Consider the following 21,137-nt stretch of genomic DNA (forward strand, 5'->3'; position numbering starts at 1 on the left):
GATTCGATCCTCCTGTTGAATCCGTGCTCAGCGCCCGAAGCGGGCACTGTAGCTGATACCCATGGTTCCGCCCGGCTCGCCGCCACCGCTGCGCGGTGCGGACTGGTAGCCGAAGGTGAAGGCCAATTCGTCGTCGCCGAACAACTCCAGGCCGACCCCGGTGTTGATGGCGTAGCCGAACTCCTGCTCGGTCCACTGCCAGCCGGCCAGCACATCGACCAGCCAGGTGTACTGGGCCCGCTCGCGGTTGAGCGTGCCGGGGAAGCCGCGGCGCCAGGTGCTGCCCAGATACAGCTGGCCGAAACGCTCCTGCAGCAGATCGCCCGGCGTGGCCCGCGCCCCGTCGACCTCTCGCAGCGCCAGCAGATCATCCGGCAGGGCGCTTTCCAGGCGGTTCTGCTGATAGCTGATGCCGCTGCGCAACAACCAGGTCGGCCCCTCGAAGAACAGCGCGTGGGTGGCTTCCAGATTGAACTGCTGCCCGCTGCCCAGGGCATCGCCCTGGCGGGTGCTGTAGCGCTGGTGGGCCAGCGACCAGCTCACCTGATCCCGCGCGCCGAAGCTGTGGCGACCGGCGACGCCAAGCCCATCGCGCATGCCCAGGGCACGCAGCAGGCCACTTTCGTCGGCCTCGCGATGCCAGCCCAGGCTGACCTCCAGCTCATCGCGCGACGACAACTGCAGCCGCCGCGCCAGACCGAAGCCCAGGCGATCCTGATCATCGCGCCAGCTACCATCGACGCTCAGGTCGAGGGCGCCGTCACTGAGTTCGCGCTGCAGCAGCAGCTGCAGGTTGCGCTCCTCCCCCAACACCCGCTCATCCAGCGTCGGCGCATCGTAGCTGCCCTGGCCGAGACGCAGGTCGGCATACCAGTCGTTACCCAGATGCCGAGCAATCCTGGCACCCGGCCCGCCCAGGTCGAAACCACCGAAATCGCGGTGCTGCCAGCTCAGTTGCACGCCCTGTGGCGTGCGTTGATGCAGCTCGACGGTCTGGCGCAGCAGCTGTCCACGGATGCTGCCAGGCTGCTCGTCGGACAGGCCGGCCAAGCCCTCGCCCAACGCCTCGCCGCCCCGGCCCAGGCGCGTCAGCGCCTCGACCCGTTGGGCCTGATCCAGTCCGCCGCCGGCCAGCAGGCGTTCCAGCGCGTCACGATCCTGGCCACGCATGGCTTCCTGGAACAGCTCGTAGCGGCCGATTTCCAGACCCTGGCTGCGGGCCCAAGCCAGCCACTCGTCCTTCATCGCCTCTTGCCGGGTGCCGTCGAGTCGCGCCAGGAACTGCTCGAACCACAACTGCAGCATGGTCTGCGAGCCGTCCTGCCACCGCCAGGCCTGCTGCAGGGCACGGCGTCCGGATTGGGCGGTGCTGACCAGGCGCAGGTAGACGCGGTAGCGTTCGATGGCGCCGGCGAGCTGGGATTCGCTGAGCCGGCTCAACAGATGGCGGCGCAGACGTTGCGCGGCATCGGCATAGCCGCCGCTGTCCAGGGCATCGGCATAGGCCGCCTGCACCAGCCAGTCGCCAGGCTTGCTGCGCAGGTACAGGCGGTACCAGGCCAGGGCCTGCTCGGTGCGGTTGAGCAGCAGGTTGGCGCTGGCGAACGGCAACCACAGCACGCTGTCCTGGCGCGCCAGGCTGCGCCACTGCTGGAGCAGCGGCGAAAGCTCAGTGCGCCGGCCCTGATCTATATACAGCCAGAGCAGGCGTTCGCGGAACACGGTGTGCTGGGGGAACAGGCTCAAACCCTGGAGATACAGGCGCTCGGCCTCCTCCTGCCGGCCGCCGCGCTCCGCCAGCAGCCCACGGGCCTGCCACAGGGCCGGCACTCTGCTGCTACCCGGCAGCGCCATGGCTTCGTCGACCAGGGCTTGCAGTTGCACCCAGGCGGCCAGCTGCTCGGCCAGTTGCAGGGCGTCGGTCAGGGTGGCGCTATCTCGCCTGCGCTGCCAGCTCTTGATCAGCAATGCCAGCGCCTTGTCCGGGGCCGACTCGCGGTAGAGGCTGATCAACTGGTGCTCATCGCCATTGCCCAGGGTCACCTGCAAGGCCAGCAGGCGCTCGTAGGCCTGCTGCGCATCGCCATCCTGCTCCAGATCCCAGGCCAGCGCCGCGCGCATGCGCCAGTAGTCCTCATCGTCGATGGTATCGGCATCGATGGCGTCGAGGACCTGCCAGGCGGCCGGCGCATCGAACAGCCGCCAATGGGCCTCGGCCCAGGCCATGCGTTCGGCGACGGTGAGCTTGAAACGCTTGTCCATGTCCGCCCAGACCCGGGTCTCGGCGGCGAACTGCTGATTGTGCTCGAGCAACAGCCGCAGGCCGTCCCAGGCCTTGCGGTGCTGGGGATGATGCTGCAGGTAGCTGCGCAGCCAGCGCTCGAGCGCTTCCGGCGTGCCGCGCGAGCGCTGGCTGTAGATCAGCGCATCCAGTTCGACGTCGCTCAGGCGGCGGCGCTCGCTGAGGCTTTCCAACAGCGGAATCGCCCGCTCGAAATCGAACAGCTGGGTCGCCAGGCGCCAGGTGTGCTCGCGGGTCTGGTCATCTTCATGCAGCTGCAACAGGCGGATCCAGTAGCCCAGCGCGGCTTGAGTCTCGCCAACCCACTCACCCAGCTGGGCCATCTGCCTGAGCAGCTCCGGCTCGTCTGCACGGGCCTCGACCAGCATCTGGCCGATCTTCCAGGCCTCTGCCACGTCGCCCTCGGCCAGGCGCACGCGAAAGTCCAGAGCCATGGCCTGTGGATCATCGGGGCGCCAGGCGCGCCAGGTGCGGATAAACTGCGTGGCGAGGTCCAGGCGTCGACTGCCGATGGCCGCTTCGACGGCCTCGGCCAGTAGCCGCGGGTCGCCATCGCGCAACTCGGCGAAGTGGCGCGCCAGCATTTCCACGGCGGCTTCGCCCCGGTCGCCCGCGCGCAGGGCCGCGAAGGCCTGGACGAGCCACTGCGCGCGTTGCTGCGCGGTCGGCGCCTGCTCCATCAGCTGGAGATAGAGGCCGGCGGCGCGCTCCTGCTGACCGCTCGCCAGATACCACCTGGCCGCCTCCCCGAGCCACTCGGCGGACTGCTCCGGTTCACGCCCGGCCAGTTCCACGTAGATGTCCGCGGCCAGCCCGGGCGCCGACAGCGACAGGGCGTAACGGGCATGGCGCCGTAACACTTCGCTCGACAGCCCGCCACGGCCGAGCGCGCTCAGGCGTTCGACCAGGGCCAGGCGCCTGGGCCGCTCGATACCCTTGCGACTGGCCAGGGCCTCGAGCACGTCCAGTTCGACCCGGTAGAAGCGCAAGCTATCGGTTTCATCCACCTGCAGCTCGCGCAGGTGGCGGCGCGCCCGTGGGTAGTCGCCCAGCTTGATCAGCTGCTCGATCAGGGTCAGGCGCAGCTCGTCATTCTCCGGGTGCGCCTCGAGCAGCAGCTCGGCGTAGCTGACCCACACTGCGTCGGGCTGCTTGCCCGCCGGCAGGAACACTTCTTCGCTCCTGTGGGTCAGGTACAGCAGCCCGCCCACCACCAGGGCCAGCAGCAGCAGGGCCCAGGGGCTGAGCAGGCGGGTGGGCTTAGCGGCAGACGAGTTGCGCATCCTGCACCCGCGTCATTGGCAGTTTGAAGCGCCAGAGCTGCTGCTGACGGCTCCCTGGGAATGTCTTGCCGTCGACCTCGACGCTGCAGCTGCCCTGGGCACGTACCGAGAAATCCAGGGGAATCTGTCCGGCGAAGGAGAAGCGCACCCGCCCGTCGCTGGCGTAGCGCCAGGCCGTCAGCGGCGTGTTCGCCTCCTCCAGGGCCGGATGCGGATCGCGGCTGGCGCGCAGGACCAGGTGAACCCGATCGGCGCTCAGGTGCAGGTAGCGACCCTGGGGCAGGTCGCGGACCCCCGCCACGCCACTGGAGCGCAGCAGGTCGGGCCAGCCCTGGCCAGGGTCCAGGCGCAGCGTGCGCAGGCCGTCGAGGCCACGCACCTGCCAGCTGCCGTCGCTGCCGCGCGCCAGGCTGGCCTGGTACAGGCCATGCATACGGGTGATGTAGTCGCTCATCCACAGCGACAGCGGCTGCTGCTGATCCATGAAACGGTAGATCTGGTGCATCACCCGGATCGACGCCTGCTTGGTGCCGGCATAGAAGTGGTAATACAGGTGCAGGCCGCGCAGACGCCGCGGGCTGTCGGTCAGCTCGAAGGTCTCGATGACATCGCGAAAGCCGTAGTAGGGGCCCTGCCAGAGGTTGGTGTAGAGGTTCTCGTTGATCACCGGTGCGTAGTACTGCAGCCCGCCCGAGGTCGGCCGGATCAAGGGATAGAGGCCCGTCACCGAGGGATAGGCCTTGGTCAGGATGGTATTGCCGCCGTTGACGTTGGCCAGGCCGCTGTCATAGGCCAGCTTGATGGTCGCCTCGTCCGGCATGGCGCCACCCGACCAGAAGACCATCTTCACCGGCTTGTCCGGTGTGGTCAGGCGCTCGTTGATGTAGGCCGCGGACCCGACGATCTCCCGGTGGAAGTCGATCTTGTCGTAACCCGGGATGGCCATCTTGAAGCCATATTCCGCCGTGAAACCCTCGCGCTGCCGAGCCCGCTCTGGTTGCCAGAAGAACGGGTGACTGTAGGTGTGGGTGGCCACCTCCACCTTGGGGTCGGCGAATATCTCGCGGGCGATCGGCTCCAGCTCACGGGCCAGGTGCGGGTACATGCCCCTGGGCCCGACCTCGCCCTCGATCACCGACACCGAGGTCAGGTACGGATAGGGCCTGATGAAGTCGTTCAGCACCTGCTTGCCCGCGTAGGGGGTCCCCACCACCTCCGCCCGCGAGACGAAGCCGTCGCCGTCGATGTGCACGGTGGCGATGCGCCGGCCATTTTCGGTGGTGGCATCCGGGCGCGGAAATACCGGCAGGCGCAGGGCGCGCTGGAGGAAGGCGAAGGGATCGAGAATCCAGCGCCGACGATCCGCGCCGTCCTCGAACAAGTAGGGTGCCAGGGCCATCCCCCCCCAATCACCCAGCACTACCGGGCTGTACTCGTGCTGCTGGCTATCGGCGAGGGTCAGCGCAGCGGCGCTCCCTTCGGTCACTGTCAACGCAGGCAGATAACGCTTGCGCAGGCGCAGCGGCGCCTCGAAACCACCGAGCAACGTGGCGTCATGGTGCAGCAGTCGCGCCTTGCCGCGCAGGGGCTGTGCCACCCGACGCAGGCCCAAGCGCTTGAGCAGACCGTCGTTGTCGATGGGCATCCCGGCGAATATCGCCAGGGGAACCTGCTCATCCAGGCGTGCCGTGAGCCAGCGCTCGAACGCTCCCTCTTCAGCCGGTGCACCACCGGTCATCCAGGTGACCACTCCGGCATACAGGCCGCTGGCAGGACGGGCGGGCAACTGGTCGGCGGGCAGATAGTCCACGCGAAAGCCGAGATACTCCAGCAGCCCGCCAAGGCGAAGGTGCCCATCGTTCTCGTTGAACGGCCCCTCGCGGGGGTCATAGAGCAGGGCGATGCGCCGCGCTTGCACCTCGATACTGCTGACACCCAGGTAGTCCAGCTCAGGCACCGTCACGAAGGGCACGAAATCCTCTTCCTGCAGGCGCTTGGCCAGCTTGCGCGCCTCCGCGCGGCGCTCAGGCGGCAGGTAGTCGATGGCCACCAGCGGCACGCCCTGGGCCCGCAGCGGCGCCAGATGACCTTCCAGCCAGTCCCTGTCGCCCTGGGGCACCGGCCGGTAGCTGCGGTTGGCGGCATCCCAGCCCGCATGGATCGACTCGACCGCCACCGCCGCCGCGACCCCTGGCAGCTCCGGCAGGACCTCGAAGCCGCGGTTGAAGAACAGCTGCAGCCCGGGCTCCGTGCGCTTCAAGTCGGCGAGAAAGTCCCTGAGCGCAGTTCGCTCGGCCGCTCGCTCGGCCTCGGGCAGCAGCTGAAAGCTGTCCAGCGTATCGAGAAACAGGCCGCTGTAGCCCTGCTCGCGCAGTTCGGCCGCGCGACGCAGCAGGTACTCCCGCCAATCCGGCGAGCTGAGGCGCATGACCTGACTGTTCCAGGCCTGATTGCGGACGGGGCTGGCAGCGCCGTCGAGCCGCCCCTTTGCGAGTGCAGCACGATCGCCATCGAACTCCCCTATGGACAGGTAGGCAAAGGGCTGGCTGCCCTGAGCACGCAGGAAGGCCACCGCTTCGCGATCGGCGTGCCCGGGCTCGAGCACGCTCCAGTCGAACTGGCTGAGCTCCGCCAGCGGCGGGTTGTCGGCGTACCAGAACGCCACGCTCTGCGGATCACGCGGATGCTCCGGCGAGGCGGCCAGGACCGCAGGCAGGCTGCATGCCAATAGGGCGCACAGGCGCATCAGGTGAACGGCGAAGGACGTCAGCGCGCGCCGAAGGCGCAAGGCCGGTCCTTGTGAAACGATGAACGAACTGGAGCTGCTTCCTGAGCCAGTGACGAAGACCATAGATTGCTCGAGGTGCCGCAAATGACACCTGCAGATGATTTTTTGGATTGTCCCAACCAACGGCGGACGCTCGCACAGAGCCGCCTCCCCCAAGTAACCCCCGGGACCGACTCTCGGCCCCCGGCTTGTTAAGGCCAGGGCACCTGGGCCGATCTTTACCCAAGCCCGCACCTGCCATTCAGAGGATATCGGCCGGCGACCGCAGGCCTTAAATCCTCAACCGCGACAATCGTCCGCAACGCTCCACGCCTTGAAGCCACGGGTGCTAGTAGCGATTGGCGCCACTCGCCCCGCCAAGGAGCGGTAAGCAACCGTCGGCTATTAGAACACCTGTACCAAGGGGACGAACAGCTTGCCCTGCAACTCCTCGACGGCCGATCGGGCCGCGGGCTCGATGAAGCCGTCTTCCAGCGCCAACACCTGGTAGATGCCGCGGCGCAGCATCTCTTCGCTGAGGTCATCGACATGGTCGCCGGCGGTGCTGAGAAAGCGCACCCAGGAGGTCATGATGATCCAGGCGTTGAGCGCCAGGGCTTCGATCTGCGCGGGGCGCATCGACAGGACGCCGGCGTCGACGAAACCCTGGTAGATGCCCTGGGCACTGTGCAGGCAGCGCTGGGCGAAGGCCCGGTAGCGTGCGGCCAGCTCGACGTCGCAGTCGAGCAGGTGCTCGAGGTCGCGGTGGAGGAAGCGGAACTGCCACATGGCCGCCAGCAACGCCTCCAGGTAGAGGGGCTTGTCGGCCAGGGTCAGCGCCCGGCCCTCGGGCAGGCGCAGGAAGGCGTCCACCTGCTGCTCATACTGGCCGAACAGTTCGGCGATGATCGCCTGCTTGTTGCGGAAGTGGTAGTAGAGGTTGCCAGGCGATATCCCCAGGTGGGCGGCGATGTGGTTGGTGGTGACAGTCCGCTCGCCCTGGGCGTTGAACAGCGCCATGCTGGCTTGCAGGATGCGCTCGCGGGTCTTCGGGACAGACGCCATAAACAACTCGACTTGAATGCAAACAATCCGCCAAGGGTACAGGTGCCGCCACACGGGGGTAAGCCGATGCAGCCCCAACATCCGCCCGACCGGTCGCCTGGGCCTCACGCCCCTACCGCAACGACCGGCGTGTTGACACTTTAGAGCAATTACTCTAAAAATCCAGCGAAGCACCTACTCGACCCGGGTCGGTGACTGAACGGCTGGATCGCCGAGGAGCCGCACCATGGTCGCCGACATCGCCTACCTGGAACAAAGCCTGCAGTCGAGCCAGCAGCAGGTCGGCGCCCTGCAAGCCAGCTTCGCCCGACAGCGCCAGGCCTTCGCGGCCAATCCGATGCCCTCTGCCGAGCAGCGCATCCAGTGGCTGAAGGACCTGCGGGAAGTGCTGCTCGCCCAGCAGGACGCCCTGGTCCAGGCGATTTCCGCGGATTTCGGCAATCGCTCGGCCGATGAGACCCTGCTCGCCGAACTGATGCCCAGCCTGCATGGCATCCACTACGCGACCCAGCGCCTGAAGAAGTGGATGAGGCCCTCTCGGCGCCGGGTGGCCCTGCAGTTCATGCCGGCCTCGGCCAAGGTGATCTACCAGCCGCTGGGCGTGGTCGGCATCATCGTGCCCTGGAACTACCCGCTGTTTCTCGCCATGGGCCCGCTGGTCGGCGCCCTGGCCGCCGGCAACCGGGTGATGATCAAGATGAGCGAATCGACCCCGGCGACCTCGCAACTGGTCAAGGAGCTGCTGGCGCAGGTCTTTCCCGAGGACCTGGTCAGCGTGGCGCTGGGCGAGGCGGAGGTCGGCATGGCCTTCTCCCGGCTGCCGTTCGATCACCTGCTGTTCACCGGCGCCACCAGCGTAGGACGGCACGTGATGCGCGCCGCCGCCGACAACCTGACCCCGGTGACCCTGGAGCTGGGCGGCAAGTCGCCGGCCATCGTCTCCGCCGAGGTTCCGTTGCGCGACGCCGCCGAGCGCATCGCCTTCGGCAAGACCCTGAACGCCGGGCAGACCTGCGTGGCGCCGGACTACGTGCTGGTGCCCAAGGAGCGCGTCGAGGGCTTCGTCGAGGCCTACCGCGCCGCGGTGCAGGGCTTCTATCCGCAGCTGGCGGACAATCCCGACTACACCGCGATCATCAACGAGCGCCAGCAGCAACGCCTCGACGGCTACCTGGAGGACGCGCGGAGCAAGGGCGCCACGGTCGTCCCGCTGTTCGCCGAGGCCCAGGGCCGGCGCATGCCCCATTGCCTGCTGCTGGACGTCAACGACGAGATGCAGGTGATGCAGGACGAGATCTTCGGCCCGCTGCTGCCGATCGTGCCGTACGAGCACATCGACGACGCCTTTGCCTACATCAACCTGCGCCCCCGCCCACTGGCCCTGTACTACTTCGGCTACGACAGGGGCGAGCAGCAACGGGTGCTGCACGAGACCCATTCGGGCGGCGTGTGCCTCAACGACACCCTGCTGCATGTCGCCCAGGACGACCTGCCGTTTGGCGGCATCGGCCCCTCCGGCATGGGCCACTACCACGGCCACGAGGGTTTCCTGACCTTCAGCAAGGCCAAGGGGGTGCTGAGCAAGCAGCGTTTCAACGCCGCCCGGCTGATCTACCCGCCCTATGGCAAGACGCTGCAGAAGCTGGTCTACAAACTCTTCGTGCGCTGAGCGCGCCACCGAACGCAGCGGGTGAACCCAACCATGATCGCCGCCCCAGTCGCCGCAACGCAGCTGTCACGCCGCAACCTGTTGAAGATCGGGCTGTTCGGCTCGACCCTGCTGGCCGGCGCCGGGCTGACCGCCACGCTCAGCGGCTGCTCGACCAGCACGCCGCACGCGGGCTTCGCGGTAATCCGCGAAACCGACCTGCCCTTTCTGCACGCCCTGATCCCGGTGATGCTGGAAGGCGCGTTGCCGGCCGCCGAGATGGACCAGGCGGTCGCCGGCACGCTGGAAAGCCTGGACTACAGCCTCGCGCACCTGTCGCCGGCAATGCTCAAACTCACCCTGCAGCTGTTCGACGTGCTCGCCCTGCCGCTCACCCGTGGTCCGCTGACCGGGGTGTGGGGCAGCTGGGACGGCGCCTCGACCGTGCAGATGCAGCGCTTCCTCGAGCGCTGGCAGAACAGCTCGTTCGATCTGCTGAGAATGGGCCACGCCTCCCTGCTGCAACTGGTGATGATGGCCTGGTACAGCCGCGCCGAATCCTGGGCCCACTGCGGCTACCCCGGGCCGCCGACGGTCTGAGCCTGCCCCAGCAAACCGGCTTGCGCCCAACGAACCCGCTCGAGAGTTGCCTATATGCCCGTACCCGATCTGTTCGCCGAAGGCCTGGCCCGCGGCTGGAAAACCCATGACGGCTCGCGCCTAGAACGGGACCTGATCCTGGAGGCCGACGTCGCCATCGTCGGCAGCGGTGCCGGTGGCGGCACCAGTGCGGAGATTCTCAGCGCTGCTGGCTTCAAGGTGCTGCTGATCGAGGAGGGGCCGCTGAAGACCAGCACCGACTTCAGGCTGCAGGAGGCCGAGGCCTACGCCAGCCTCTACCAGGAGGGCATCGGTCGGATGAGCAAGGATGGCGCCATCACCATCCTCCAGGGCCGCGCCGTCGGCGGCACCACCCTGGTCAACTGGACCTCGAGCTTTCGTACCCCAGGGCAGACCCTGCAGCACTGGGCCCGGGAGCACGGCGTCGAAGGCCATGGCGCGGCGGACATGGCGCCCTGGTTCGAACGCATGGAGCAGCGCCTCGGCGTCGCCCCCTGGGCCGTGCCGCCGAACGCCAACAACCAGGTGATCCGTGACGGCTGCGACAAGCTCGGCTATGACTGGAAAGTGATTCCGCGCAACGTGCGCGGCTGCTGGAATCTGGGCTACTGCGGAATGGGCTGCCCGAGCAACGCCAAGCAGTCGATGCTGGTCACCACCATCCCGGCGACCCTGGACAAGGGCGGCGAGCTGCTCTACCTGGCCCGCGCCGAACGACTGCTGATCGACGGCGAGCGGGTCAGCGGCATCGAGTGCCTGGCGCTCGACGAACGCGGCGCGAGCCCGACCGGCCGCACAATTCGGGTCAAGGCCAGGCACTATATCCTCGCCGGCGGCGGCATCAACACGCCCGGCCTGCTCCTGCGCTCGGGCGCCCCGGACCCGTACCAACGCACCGGCAGGCGCACCTTCCTGCACCTGGTGAACTTCTCCGCCGCGCAGTTCGAGCAGGTGATCAACCCCTTCTACGGCGCCCCACAGTCGATCTACTCCGACCATTTCCAATGGCAGGACGGCACCAGCGGCCGCCTGTCCTACAAGCTGGAAGTGCCGCCTCTGCACCCGGCGCTGGCCGCCACCCTGCTCGGCCGCTTCGGTGTCGACAGCGCCCTGCGCATGGAACAGCTGCCCCATACCAATGTGATGCTCGCCCTGCTGCGCGACGGTTTTCACCCCGACAGCGCCGAGGGCCGGGTGGAACTGCGCAGCGACGGCAGCCCGGTGCTCGACTACCAGATGACCGCCTACAGCTGGGACGGCGTGCGCCGTGCCTTCCACAGCATGGCCGAGATCCAGTTCGCCGCCGGCGCCAAGGCCGTGCTGCCGCTGCATGCCGACGCCGGCTACGTGAGCACGCTGAAACAGGCACGCCAGCTGATCGACGCGCTGCCCCTGGAGCTGTACCGCACCCGCCTGAGCAGCGCCCACGTGATGGGCGGCTGCGCCATGGGCGAAGACCCGCGCCAGGCGGTCACCGACAGCCTCGGCCGCCACCACCAACTGGCCAACCTGTCGATCCACGACGGCTCGCTGTTCCCCACCAGCATCGGCGCCAACCCACAGCTGTCGATCTACGCCCTCACGGCCAAGCTGGCGACCCGGCTGGCCGAGCGCCTGCAGCTCGCCTGATGGCACCGCCCCGCGCGGACTGGCCTGCCCCCGCGGCCTGGCGCCGGGCCGGCGTGACTTGGCCGTCACGCAGCGCTGCGCTACCATCCGAGACCCGAACAGATCGCGCCAGGATGTCACGATGAATCGAGTGTTATACCCAGGCACCTTCGACCCCATCACCAAGGGTCATGGTGACCTGGTCGAACGTGCGTCGCGGCTGTTCGACAGCGTGATCATCGCCGTGGCGGCCAGCCCGAAGAAGAACCCACTATTTCCCCTGGACCAGCGCGTGGAACTGGCCCGCGAAGTCACCAAGCACCTGCCCAATGTCGAGGTCATGGGTTTCTCCGGCCTGCTGGCGACCTTCGCCGGCGAACAGGGCGCCAACGCCTTCCTGCGCGGCCTGCGCGCGGTGTCCGACTTCGAGTACGAATTCCAGCTGGCCAACATGAACCGCCAACTGGCGCCGGAGGTGGAGAGCCTGTTTCTCACGCCGTCTGAAAAGTACTCCTACATTTCCTCGACCCTGGTACGGGAAATCGCCGCCCTGGGTGGCGACATCTCCAAGTTCGTCCACCCGGCAGTCGCCGACGCGCTGGCCCAGCGCTTCAAGCGCTGACCCGGCTGTGCCGATGTCTCGTCGGCCAGCCCCCTCGACACATGGCGCCTGCCCCGACAATCCGGCACAATTCGCCCATCGTTGTCTGACAGTGTCGCGGCCGCGGGCCTCGGCTGGAGCGCTTATTCAATGTCCCTGATCATCACCGACGACTGCATCAACTGCGACGTCTGCGAGCCCGAATGCCCGAACGGCGCGATCTCCCAGGGCGAGGAGATCTACGTGATCGACCCCAACCTGTGCACCGAGTGCGTCGGCCACTACGACGAGCCGCAGTGTCAGCAGGTCTGCCCGGTGGACTGCATTCCCCTCGATGAGAACCATGTCGAAAGCAAGGACGAGCTGATGGAAAAGTACCTGATCATCACCGGCAAGGCCTGAGCGGTGAGGTACGCGCACCGTACCACCACCGGTTGGCGAGCCCTCACCGGCGGCCTGCTCCTGCTGCTCGCCCTCTGCGCGCAGGCGGCCGAACAGCCCGGCCGCGCGGCCATCGCCAGCGCCCATCCCGCCGCCACGGTCGCCGGCCAGGAAACCCTGGCCCTGGGCGGCAACGCCTTCGACGCGGCGGTGGCCATCAGCGCCGCCCTGGCGGTGGTCGAGCCCTACAGCTCGGGCCTCGGCGGCGGCGGCTTCTTCCTGCTGAGAGAAGCCGGTGAACAGCCGAACTACCGCTTCCTCGATGCCCGTGAACGGGCGCCACTGGCCGCCCATGCCGATCTCTATCGCCGCGATGGCGAAGTCCAGCCGGCACTGTCGCTGAACGGCCCCTTGGCCGCCGCGATTCCCGGCCTGCCGGCAGCGCTGGTCGAACTGGCGCAGCGTTTCGGTCGTCTGCCACTGGGCGACTCGCTGGCACCGGCCATCCGCCTGGCGCGCGACGGCGTGGGGGTCGACCGGGTCTACCGCGAGCGCGCCGCCTGGCGCCTGGCGGCCCTGCGCGACGACCCGGAAAGCGCACGCATCTTCCTCGACGAGGGGGAAATCCCCGAGGAACTGGGCCTGCTGCGCCAGCCCGAACTGGCGCGCACCCTGGAGCGCATGGCCCGGGACGGCCGCAACGGGTTCTACGCGGGGGAAACGGCCGAGCGCCTGGTCGCGGGCGTGCGGGCGGCCGGCGGCATCTGGTCGCAGCAGGATCTCGATGACTATCGCGTGGTGGAGCGCCAGCCCCTGCGCGTGACACTCGCCGAAGGCCGCGAGCTGATCAGCGCGCCGCCTCCCTCGGCCGGCGGCCTGGCCCTGGGCCAGAGCCTGCTGATCCTGCAGCGCCTGCCCTGGCGCGAGGCCGCGCCTGATCAGCGCGTGCACTTCGTCGTCGAAGCCCTGCGCCGCGCCTATCGCGACCGCGGCCTGCTGGGCGATCCGGACTTCGTTGCCAACCCGACGCAGCGGCTGCTCGCCACCCCCTACCTGGAGCAACTGACGGCGAGCATCGACCCCCTGCGCGCCACACCCAGTGCCAGCCTGCCGCCGGCCGGCGACTGGCATGAAGGCAACCACACCACCCACTTCTCGGTGCTGGACGCCGACGGCAACGCGGTGGCCGCCACCCTGTCGATCAACCTGCCGTTCGGCGCCGCCTTCACCGTGCCGGGCACCGGGGTGCTGCTCAACGACGAGATGGACGACTTCGCCGCCGACATACGCGGCGCCAATGCCTATGGCCTGGCCGGCAGCCAGGCCAACGCCATCGCCGCCGGCAAGCGACCGCTGTCGAGCATGAGCCCGACCTTCATCGAGAGCCCGCAGGCATTCGCCAGCTTCGGTACGCCCGGTGGCAGCCGGATCCCCAGCATGGTGCTGCTGGCCATACTCGAGTACCTGGACGGCCAGCCTATCGCACGCTGGCCAAGCGTCGCCCGCTATCACCACCAGTACCTGCCGGACCAGATCGAGCACGAGCCCGACACCTTCAGCCCTGAGCAGGTTGCTGCACTCAGGGCCCGTGGCCATGTACTCAAGAGCGTGAATCGCCAGTACGGCAACCAGCAGGTCCTGCTCTGGGACAAACCGGGCCAACGGGTCGAGGCCGCCAGCGACCCCAGGGGAATCGGCAGCGCAGCGCTTTCTCCCAGATAGTCTGGGTCGATCCGCCCCTACCTCCTCTCAATCATAAAAAAGCCGGCATCTAAGCCGGCTTTCTTGTTCGAGCTTGGGGTCAGTCGCGCTTGTAGCCCGTGGACGTACAGCCCAGGCAGCGCACGAAGGCGGCCTTGCCCGGCTCGACCACCAGGGCCTCCCCGGCCTCGGCGACATTGCCGCCCAAGGCGGTGAACGGCAGGCTGACGACGAAGGCGAGCGCACCGACAGCGGTGGCGGCGATCAGCAGTGGTCGGGCGATCAGCAGGTCACCCATCATGGCGTAGCCTTTGGGCGCGTTGGCCGTATAGAGCGGGTCACCACTGGCATTCTGCTGCATCACTTCCGCCTGCGCCGGCAGCGCCAGCAGGCCAGTGGTCAGCGCCAGGACAACAGCGGTCGAGCGAAACAGATTCATCGGGCGATCCTTCAGCTATTGGGAGGCAGTGAGGATAACTATAACAGCGCGCCGGCAATTGTCAGCGTGATGGCCGTCAATCGCCACGAAAGGCGAATGCGGACTCTGCGGATAGTGTGCAGGAGCCGCTTACCAGGGCTCAACGCTGGCAACGCGGGCAGTAGACGCTGGCACGCTGGCCCAGCTTGACCTCGCGAAGGGTGCTGCCGCACTGCTTGCAGAACTCGCCGCCACGGCCGTAGACGAACAGTTCCTGCTGGAAGTAGCCCGGCTGGCCATCGCCGCCGACGAAGTCGCGCAGGGTGGTGCCACCGCGTTCGATGGCATGGGCGAGGATGCGCTTGATCGCCTCCGCCAGCTTCAGGTAGCGCGCCCGCGAGATCGAGCCGGCCTCGCGGCGCGGGTCGATGCCGGCGGCAAACAGCGCCTCGGTCGCGTAGATATTGCCAACCCCGACCACCACCGCGTTATCCATGATAAACGGCTTGACCGCCATGGCCCGGCCACGGGAGTGCTGATACAGGCGCTCGCCGTCGAACAGTTCCGTCAGGGGCTCGGGGCCGAGCTTGCGGAGCAATTCGTGCTGCAGCGGATCGCTGCTCCAGAGCAAGGCGCCGAAGCGCCGCGGGTCGGTGTAGCGCAGCGCCAGCCCGGACTCCAGTTCGATGTCCACATGTTCGTGCTTGGCCGCCGGCAAGCCGCATTCGACCAGACGCAGGCTGCCGGACATGCCCAAGTGGCTGATCAGGCTGCCGCTCTCGGCCTTGATCAGCAGGTACTTGGCGCGGCGCTCGACGCACTCGATGCGTTGCCCGGACAGGCGCACGTCCAGGTCCTCCGGAATCGGCCAGCGCAAGCGCCGCTCGCGCACTATCACCCGACTGACCCGCTGGCCCTCGAGGTAGGGTGCGATGCCGCGGCGGGTGGTTTCGACTTCTGGCAATTCGGGCATGGGCTTTCGATCGGAACAATGACAGGAAATACGGGCGCCCAGCTTAACAGGGCGGCCCAGTGGCTACCCACTCGGCGGTCAGACGGTACCCAGCTCGCGAATGCTCTCGCGCAGGTTCTCGAAGTCATACTCGGACAGGCCGACATACTCCAGCACCAGCTGTTCGATGCTCTGCCACTCGTGGTCCTCGGCCTGGTTGCCGAGGATTTGGTGGGTCTGGCAGATATGCTCGGCCATCTTCAGGATCGCCAGCAGGGTCTTGAGCTGGGCGTCGCGACCGGAATCGTCGCTGAAGATCGACAGGGCGTTGTGATGACTGGCGATCGCCTCGCACAGGTGCAGCGGCAGGTTCCAGGACTTGGCGGTGAAGTAGCCGACCACCGCATGGTTGGTGTTGAGCAGGCGATTCTCGGTATCCACCACGCGGCGCTCGCCGCCGGCGCTGTAGTAGGCCTCCTCCAGCACCGTCATGTAGTCGGGGAAGCGCTTGACCATCAACGGGATGCCGCAGTTGTGGAACAGCCCCAGGGTATAGGCCTCGTCGGGCGCCTGGTAGCCGATGCGCTTGGCCAGGGTCAGGCAGGTCATGGCCACATCCTGGGCGGTGTCCCAGAAACGGTTGAGGGTGACGATCGCCTCGTCGGTCAGCTCGCCCTTGATCGACTGGGCATTGATCAGGTTGATCACCGAGTCGCAGCCGAGCAGGTTGACCGCCTGCTGGATCGAGGCGATGCGATTGGCCAGGCCGAAGAACGGCGAATTGACCAGCTTGAGCAACGCGCCGGACAGGCCCGGATCCTGGCTGATCAGCCGGGCGATGACGCGCAGATCCGGGTGGGGCATGACCTGCTCCATCTGCAGATCGACCATGATCTGCGGCTGCGGCGGCACGCTAATGCCCTGCAGGGCCTTCTGGATCTGTTCTGCGCTGAGTTCGTGGGCCATGCTGGGCAACTACTGGAGTGTGAGGAAGGGCACAGTCTAGCGATTGTCGGAAGCGCTGTGCAGCCATCCCCGGCAGGCAGCGTTGCGCCTGCGCCCTGGGTTATAATCCCGCTCTTTTTCCCGGAGAGCGCCCCATGTCCCTGCCCAGCCTGCGCCTGAAAGCCAATGCCGACCGACGCCTGCGCGCCGGCCACCTGTGGGTGTACAGCAACGAGATCGACGTCGCCGCCACCCCGCTGCACGGCTTCGCCCCTGGCGCCCAGGCCGTACTCGAAGCCGCCGGCGGCAAGCCCCTGGGCATCGTTGCCCTGAGCCCGAACAACCTGATCTGCGCGCGCCTGCTGTCGCGCGACCTCAAGCACCCGCTGGACAAGTCCTTACTGGTGCACCGGCTGAACGTCTGCCTGTCCTTGCGCGAGCGCCTGTTCGAGCAGCCCTGCTACCGCCTGGTCTACGGCGACTCCGACCTGCTGCCGGGCCTGGTGGTCGACCGCTTCTTCGACATCCTGGTGGTACAGCTGGCCTCGGCGACCATGGAGCAGCACAAGGACGAGGTGCTCGCCGCCCTGATCCAGGTGTGCAAGCCCAGCGGCATCCTGCTCAAGAACGATTCCGCGGCACGCGACGCCGAAGGCTTGGAGCGCTACGTGGACACCGCCTTCGGCGTGGTCCCGGAGTGGGTCGCCCTGGAGGAGAACGGGGTCAGGTTCGAGGCGCCGGTGATCGAGGGGCAGAAGACCGGCTGGTTCTACGACCACCGCATGAACCGCGCGCGCCTGGCGCCCTACGTCCAGGGCAAGCGTGTGCTCGACCTGTTCAGCTACATCGGCGGCTGGGGTGTGCAGGCCGCCGCCTTCGGTGCCAGCGAAGTGTTCTGCGTGGACGCCTCCGGCTTCGCCCTCGACGGCGTCGAGCGCAACGCCACGCTAAACGGCCTCGCCGAGCGGGTAACCTGCGTGGAAGGCGACGTGTTCGCCGCCCTCAAGGAGCTCAAGGCCGCCGAGGAGCGCTTCGACGTGGTGATCGCCGACCCGCCCGCCTTTATCAAGCGGAAAAAAGATCTCAAGAATGGCGAAGCCGCCTACCGCCGCCTCAACGAACAGGCCATGCGCCTGCTCGGCAAGGACGGCATCCTGGTCAGCGCCTCCTGCTCCATGCACCTGCCCGAGGACGACCTGCAGAACATCCTGCTGACCAGCGCCCGCCACCTGGACCGCAACATCCAGTTGCTCGAACGCGGCGCCCAGGGACCGGACCATCCGGTGCACCCGGCCATCGCCGAGACCCGCTACATCAAGAGCCTGACCTGCCGCCTGCTGCCCAACAGCTGAGCCCGCCACGAGCAGCCGCCCGCCGCCGCGGGCCCTGCTCGTCCCTCGCGCCCCGCTACAGGATCACCCGCAGACACTGGCCGGCGTGGTACAGCGAGAAGCCCGCCTCGTAGCACGCACTCCTCAGGCCCGCCGAAACCAGCCGCCGCATGGGCGAGAACGGCAGCGGCAGACGGGCGGGGTCATCGTGCAGGAGGAACTCGGCCAGGGCCTTGCCGATGGCCGTGCCCGTGGTGTTGCCCCGGCCGTTGTAGCCGGTCACCGCGACCAGTCCCGGGGCCGGCTCGAACAGGCGCATCAGGTGGTCCGGGGTGAAGTCGATGCACCCGGTCCAGTGCAGCTGCCACTGCACCCGGCCCAGTTCGGGGAAGTAATGCCCTTGGATGCGGTCGGCCCAGCGGCTGATCAACCAGGCCGGCTTGTTGTCTGCCCGGCCCAGGCTGCCAAGCAGCAGGCGGCCTTCGCCATCGCGGCGGATGCTGCTCAGCACCGTGCGGGTATCCCAGGCACCCTGGCCATGCTCGAGGATGCGGGCCGCCGCCGCGCCGCTGAGCGGCTGCGAGGCCACCTGATAGTAATAACCACGGAAATGATTGCGCCTGACTTGGTCCCACTCCCCTTCCGTGTAGGCCCCCGTGGCGAGGATGACTCTGTCCGCCAGAACCGCGCCGCCCGGCGTGCTCACCTCCCACGCGCCGCCCTGGCGGCGCAGACCGCTGACCGGGGAATGCTGATACAGCGTGCCGCCCAGACCCTGTACCGCCGTGGCCAGCCCCAGGGTATAGGCCATGGGATTGATGGTACCGGCACGGTGGTCGAGCAGGGCGGCGCTGATCTTCGCGGTGCCGCAATAGGCGGCGCAGGCCGCGCCGGTCAGCAGTTCGACATCGGCCCCGCGCCGGCACCATTGCTCGCGACGAGCCTCCAGGTCCGCCACGCCCGCGGCGTTGTGGGCCATGTGCAGGGTACCGGTGCGACGCGCCTGGCAGTCGATGCCGTAGCGCTCGATCAGCGCGAACACCTGGGTCGGCGCCTGGCCCAGGAGCTGGTTCAGGCGGCGGCCCGCCTGCTCGCCGAGGGCCGCCTCGACATCGTCGGGCCTGATCCAGGTGCCGGCATTGACCAGCCCCACGTTGCGCCCGGAGCCGCCGTGACCGACCCCATGAGCCTCCAGCACGCAGACCCGCTTGCCCTGCTCCAGCAGGTGCAGCGCCGCCGCCAGGCCGGTGATGCCGCCGCCGATAATGCAGACATCGGCGCTGCGCCGCTCCGCCAGTACCACTGTTTCGCTCCGCCTGGGCGTGACCTGCTCCCAGAGGCAACCTTGCTGCAATTGCGCCATGTGCGCCACTCCTCGAGCCCCGGCTCAGTGCAGTATCTGGGTCAGGAACGCCTGCGCCCGCGGGCTCTTGGGCGCCGTGAAAAAGGTCTCCGGCGGACTGTCCTCGACTATCCGTCCAGCATCGAGAAACAGCACGCGTTGCGCCACCTGACGGGCGAAGCCCATCTCGTGGGTGACGCAGAGCATGGTCATGCCGCTGTCGGCCAGCTTGACCATGACGTCCAGCACCTCGCTGACCATCTCCGGGTCGAGGGCCGAGGTTGGCTCGTCGAACAGCATGATCCGCGGCTCCATGCACAACGCCCGGGCGATGGCCACGCGCTGCTGCTGGCCCCCGGAGAGCTGGCAGGGGTACTTGTCCGCCTGGTTTTCGATGCCGACCTTGGCCAGGTAGTGCCGGGCCCGCTCCACCGCCACCGAGCGGCTGAGGCCATGCACGCTGATCGGCGCCAGGGTGCAGTTGTCCAGCACGCTCATATGCGGGAACAGGTTGAAATGCTGGAACACCATGCCGATCTCCCGACGCACCTTGGTCGCCTGGGCCGAGGCTTGGGCGAGGTCGCTGCCCTCCACCAGAATCCGCCCCTCTTCGGCGACTTCCAGCCGGTTGATGCAGCGGATCAGCGTCGACTTGCCCGACCCCGAGGGCCCGCAGAGCACGATGCGTTCGCCCGGCTGCACCCTGAGGTCGATATCGTGCAGCACCTGAAAACTGCCGTACCACTTGCTCATGCCCTGAATCTCAACGGCCGGCCGGCTACACGCCGCCTCGATCACGCCCGGGGTTGGCGCCAAGGCGCCGGTCTGGCTGCTAGTCGCAAGCATCTGAGTCCTCTCCCATCGCAGCCCGCCGGGCGCCGGCCTCCCGAGGAGAGAGCGGCGCTGGAGCGGCGCTTGTTGTTGTGGTGTTCGGGTTTAAGAGAAGCGTTCGGCGCTGTACGGCGCCGGGTCGGTCAAGGGTGGTTCGCCGGTCATCATCTCGGCCAGCAGGCGACCGCTGACCGGCCCCAGGGTCAGGCCGTGGTGGGCATGACCGAAGTTCAGCCAAAGCCCCCGATGCCGGGGCGCAGGCCCTATGACCGGGAGCATGTCCGGCAGGCAGGGGCGCTTGCCCAGCCAGGGTTGCGGGTCGAGCCGCTCACCGAGGGGAAAGACCTGGCGGGCCAGCGCCTCGGCGCGGCGCAACTGGGTCTCGTTGATCGGCGCATCGGCGGCGGCGAACTCGATCCCGGTGGTCAGGCGTATTCCTTGGGTCATCGGCGCCAGTACGTAGCCGCCCTGGGTGTCGCAGACCGAATGCTTGAGTTCCTGGGTGGCGGCGTAGTGCATGTGATAACCGCGCTTGACCGCCAGTGGCAGCCGATAGCCCAAGGGTGAGAGCAGCTCGTTGGATTCCGGCCCCAGGGCCACCACCGCCTCTTTCGCACTCAGCGGTCCTTGCTCGGTGCGCACTCGCCACCCTTCGGCCTGCGGCTCCAGGGAGCGGGCATCGCCCTTGAGCAACTGCCCACCGCGCTGCACGAACAGCGCCGCGTAGCCTTTGGTCAGGCTACCCGGATCGCTGACCGTCTTCGGGTCCAGCCAGTGCACCCCGCCACACACCTCAGACGACAGATTGGCTTCGCGGGCATGCAACTGCGCGGCATCCAGCAGTTCGAAATGCAGGCCATAGGCGCTCATGGCCTGCGCCTGCTGCTGGGCGCGGCGCAGGGCGCGCGGGCAGCGGTAGATCTCGATCCAGCCATTGGCGCGAATCAGGTGCTGCAGTCCGGCCTGCTCGACCAGCGCGTCATGCTCCACCACGCAGCGCTCGATCAATGGGCGCATGGCCCGGGTCGCCTGCGCCAGGGGCGCGGGCGCCGAATGCCGCCAGAAGCTCAGCAACCAGGGTGCGAGCTTGGGCAGATAGCAGGGGCTGTAGCGCACGTCCGGCTCACGGTTCAGCCCGTAGCGCAGCAGGCGCAGGAACTCACGGGGAAAGGCATAGGGCACCACGCTGGAGCGCTCGATCAAACCGGCATTGCCATGACTGGTGCCCTCGCCTGGGTCCTTGAGGTCGACCAGCGCCACCTGGCGACCGCGCGCCTGCAGATGCAGGGCGGTACACACGCCGACGATGCCGGCGCCGAGAACAATAGTGTCGCAACTCAT

General features: G+C 67.7%; 16 protein-coding genes. 7 read left to right on the top strand and 9 right to left on the bottom strand.

What is annotated here, in order from left to right; translation table 11 throughout:
• Positions 1-27: 27 nt before the first annotated feature.
• The 3 genes from ACSX1D_RS20095 to ACSX1D_RS20105 form a co-directional block, all read right to left on the bottom strand.
• Positions 28-3,585, bottom strand: a complete 3,558-nt coding sequence (locus ACSX1D_RS20095; protein ID WP_439860139.1) for a tetratricopeptide repeat protein — start codon at positions 3,583-3,585, stop codon at positions 28-30.
• Entirely contained in the window at positions 3,563-6,331 is a 2,769-nt protein-coding gene (locus ACSX1D_RS20100; protein ID WP_439862371.1) for an endo alpha-1,4 polygalactosaminidase, read from the bottom strand. Before ACSX1D_RS20100 ends, ACSX1D_RS20095 begins: the two co-directional genes overlap by 23 nt.
• A gap of 426 nt (positions 6,332-6,757) precedes the next feature.
• Positions 6,758-7,417, bottom strand: a complete 660-nt coding sequence (locus tag ACSX1D_RS20105; RefSeq protein ID WP_439860140.1) for a TetR/AcrR family transcriptional regulator — start codon at positions 7,415-7,417, stop codon at positions 6,758-6,760.
• A 226-nt stretch (positions 7,418-7,643) separates the two neighbouring features.
• Here ACSX1D_RS20105 and ACSX1D_RS20110 point away from each other — a divergent pair, with 226 nt between their 5' ends.
• The 6 genes from ACSX1D_RS20110 (at position 7,644) to ggt (ending at position 13,998) form a co-directional block, all read left to right on the top strand.
• Entirely contained in the window at positions 7,644-9,086 is a 1,443-nt protein-coding gene (locus ACSX1D_RS20110) for a coniferyl aldehyde dehydrogenase (protein WP_439860141.1), read from the top strand.
• 33 nt (positions 9,087-9,119) lie between these two features.
• Entirely contained in the window at positions 9,120-9,665 is a 546-nt protein-coding gene (locus ACSX1D_RS20115; RefSeq protein ID WP_439860142.1) for a twin-arginine translocation pathway signal protein, read from the top strand.
• Positions 9,666-9,719: 54 nt separating this feature from the next.
• On the top strand, positions 9,720-11,315 hold the full coding sequence (locus ACSX1D_RS20120) for a GMC family oxidoreductase N-terminal domain-containing protein (protein WP_439860143.1): 1,596 nt from the start codon (positions 9,720-9,722) through the stop codon (positions 11,313-11,315).
• Positions 11,316-11,436: 121 nt separating this feature from the next.
• A complete protein-coding gene (coaD, locus tag ACSX1D_RS20125) occupies positions 11,437-11,916 on the top strand; it encodes a pantetheine-phosphate adenylyltransferase (RefSeq protein WP_439860144.1) in 480 nt (159 codons plus the stop codon).
• A gap of 129 nt (positions 11,917-12,045) precedes the next feature.
• A complete protein-coding gene (locus ACSX1D_RS20130; RefSeq protein WP_025163485.1) occupies positions 12,046-12,297 on the top strand; it encodes a YfhL family 4Fe-4S dicluster ferredoxin in 252 nt (83 codons plus the stop codon).
• A gap of 3 nt (positions 12,298-12,300) precedes the next feature.
• The gene (gene ggt, locus ACSX1D_RS20135) at positions 12,301-13,998 is read left to right on the top strand and encodes a gamma-glutamyltransferase (protein WP_439860145.1); all 1,698 of its coding nucleotides are present in this window, start codon (positions 12,301-12,303) and stop codon (positions 13,996-13,998) included.
• 79 nt (positions 13,999-14,077) lie between these two features.
• Here the strand turns inward: ggt and ACSX1D_RS20140 are convergent, their stop codons facing one another.
• The 3 genes from ACSX1D_RS20140 to ACSX1D_RS20150 form a co-directional block, all read right to left on the bottom strand.
• A complete protein-coding gene (locus tag ACSX1D_RS20140; protein ID WP_439860146.1) occupies positions 14,078-14,416 on the bottom strand; it encodes a multidrug transporter in 339 nt (112 codons plus the stop codon).
• 139 nt (positions 14,417-14,555) lie between these two features.
• Complete coding sequence (gene mutM, locus ACSX1D_RS20145; protein WP_439860147.1) at positions 14,556-15,368, bottom strand: bifunctional DNA-formamidopyrimidine glycosylase/DNA-(apurinic or apyrimidinic site) lyase; 813 nt, start codon at positions 15,366-15,368, stop codon at positions 14,556-14,558.
• Positions 15,369-15,446: 78 nt separating this feature from the next.
• Positions 15,447-16,259 (bottom strand): HDOD domain-containing protein, encoded by an 813-nt coding sequence (locus tag ACSX1D_RS20150; protein WP_439862372.1) that lies wholly within the window; start codon positions 16,257-16,259, stop codon positions 15,447-15,449.
• Between the two features lie 188 nt (positions 16,260-16,447).
• Between ACSX1D_RS20150 and ACSX1D_RS20155 the strand changes: the two genes are divergently transcribed.
• Positions 16,448-17,644 (top strand): class I SAM-dependent rRNA methyltransferase, encoded by a 1,197-nt coding sequence (locus ACSX1D_RS20155; RefSeq protein WP_439860148.1) that lies wholly within the window; start codon positions 16,448-16,450, stop codon positions 17,642-17,644.
• Between the two features lie 55 nt (positions 17,645-17,699).
• On the opposite strand, the gene amaA is transcribed toward ACSX1D_RS20155, so the two are convergent.
• From amaA to ACSX1D_RS20170, 3 genes are all read right to left on the bottom strand, one after another.
• A complete protein-coding gene (gene amaA, locus ACSX1D_RS20160) occupies positions 17,700-18,986 on the bottom strand; it encodes an L-pipecolate oxidase (protein WP_439860149.1) in 1,287 nt (428 codons plus the stop codon).
• 24 nt (positions 18,987-19,010) lie between these two features.
• Complete coding sequence (locus ACSX1D_RS20165) at positions 19,011-19,718, bottom strand: amino acid ABC transporter ATP-binding protein (protein WP_439862373.1); 708 nt, start codon at positions 19,716-19,718, stop codon at positions 19,011-19,013.
• 183 nt (positions 19,719-19,901) lie between these two features.
• On the bottom strand, positions 19,902-21,137 hold the full coding sequence (locus tag ACSX1D_RS20170) for an NAD(P)/FAD-dependent oxidoreductase (protein ID WP_439860150.1): 1,236 nt from the start codon (positions 21,135-21,137) through the stop codon (positions 19,902-19,904).

Origin of the sequence: Pseudomonas sp. MBLB4136 (assembly GCF_051904765.1) — a bacterium.
GTDB lineage: Bacteria > Pseudomonadota > Gammaproteobacteria > Pseudomonadales > Pseudomonadaceae > Aquipseudomonas.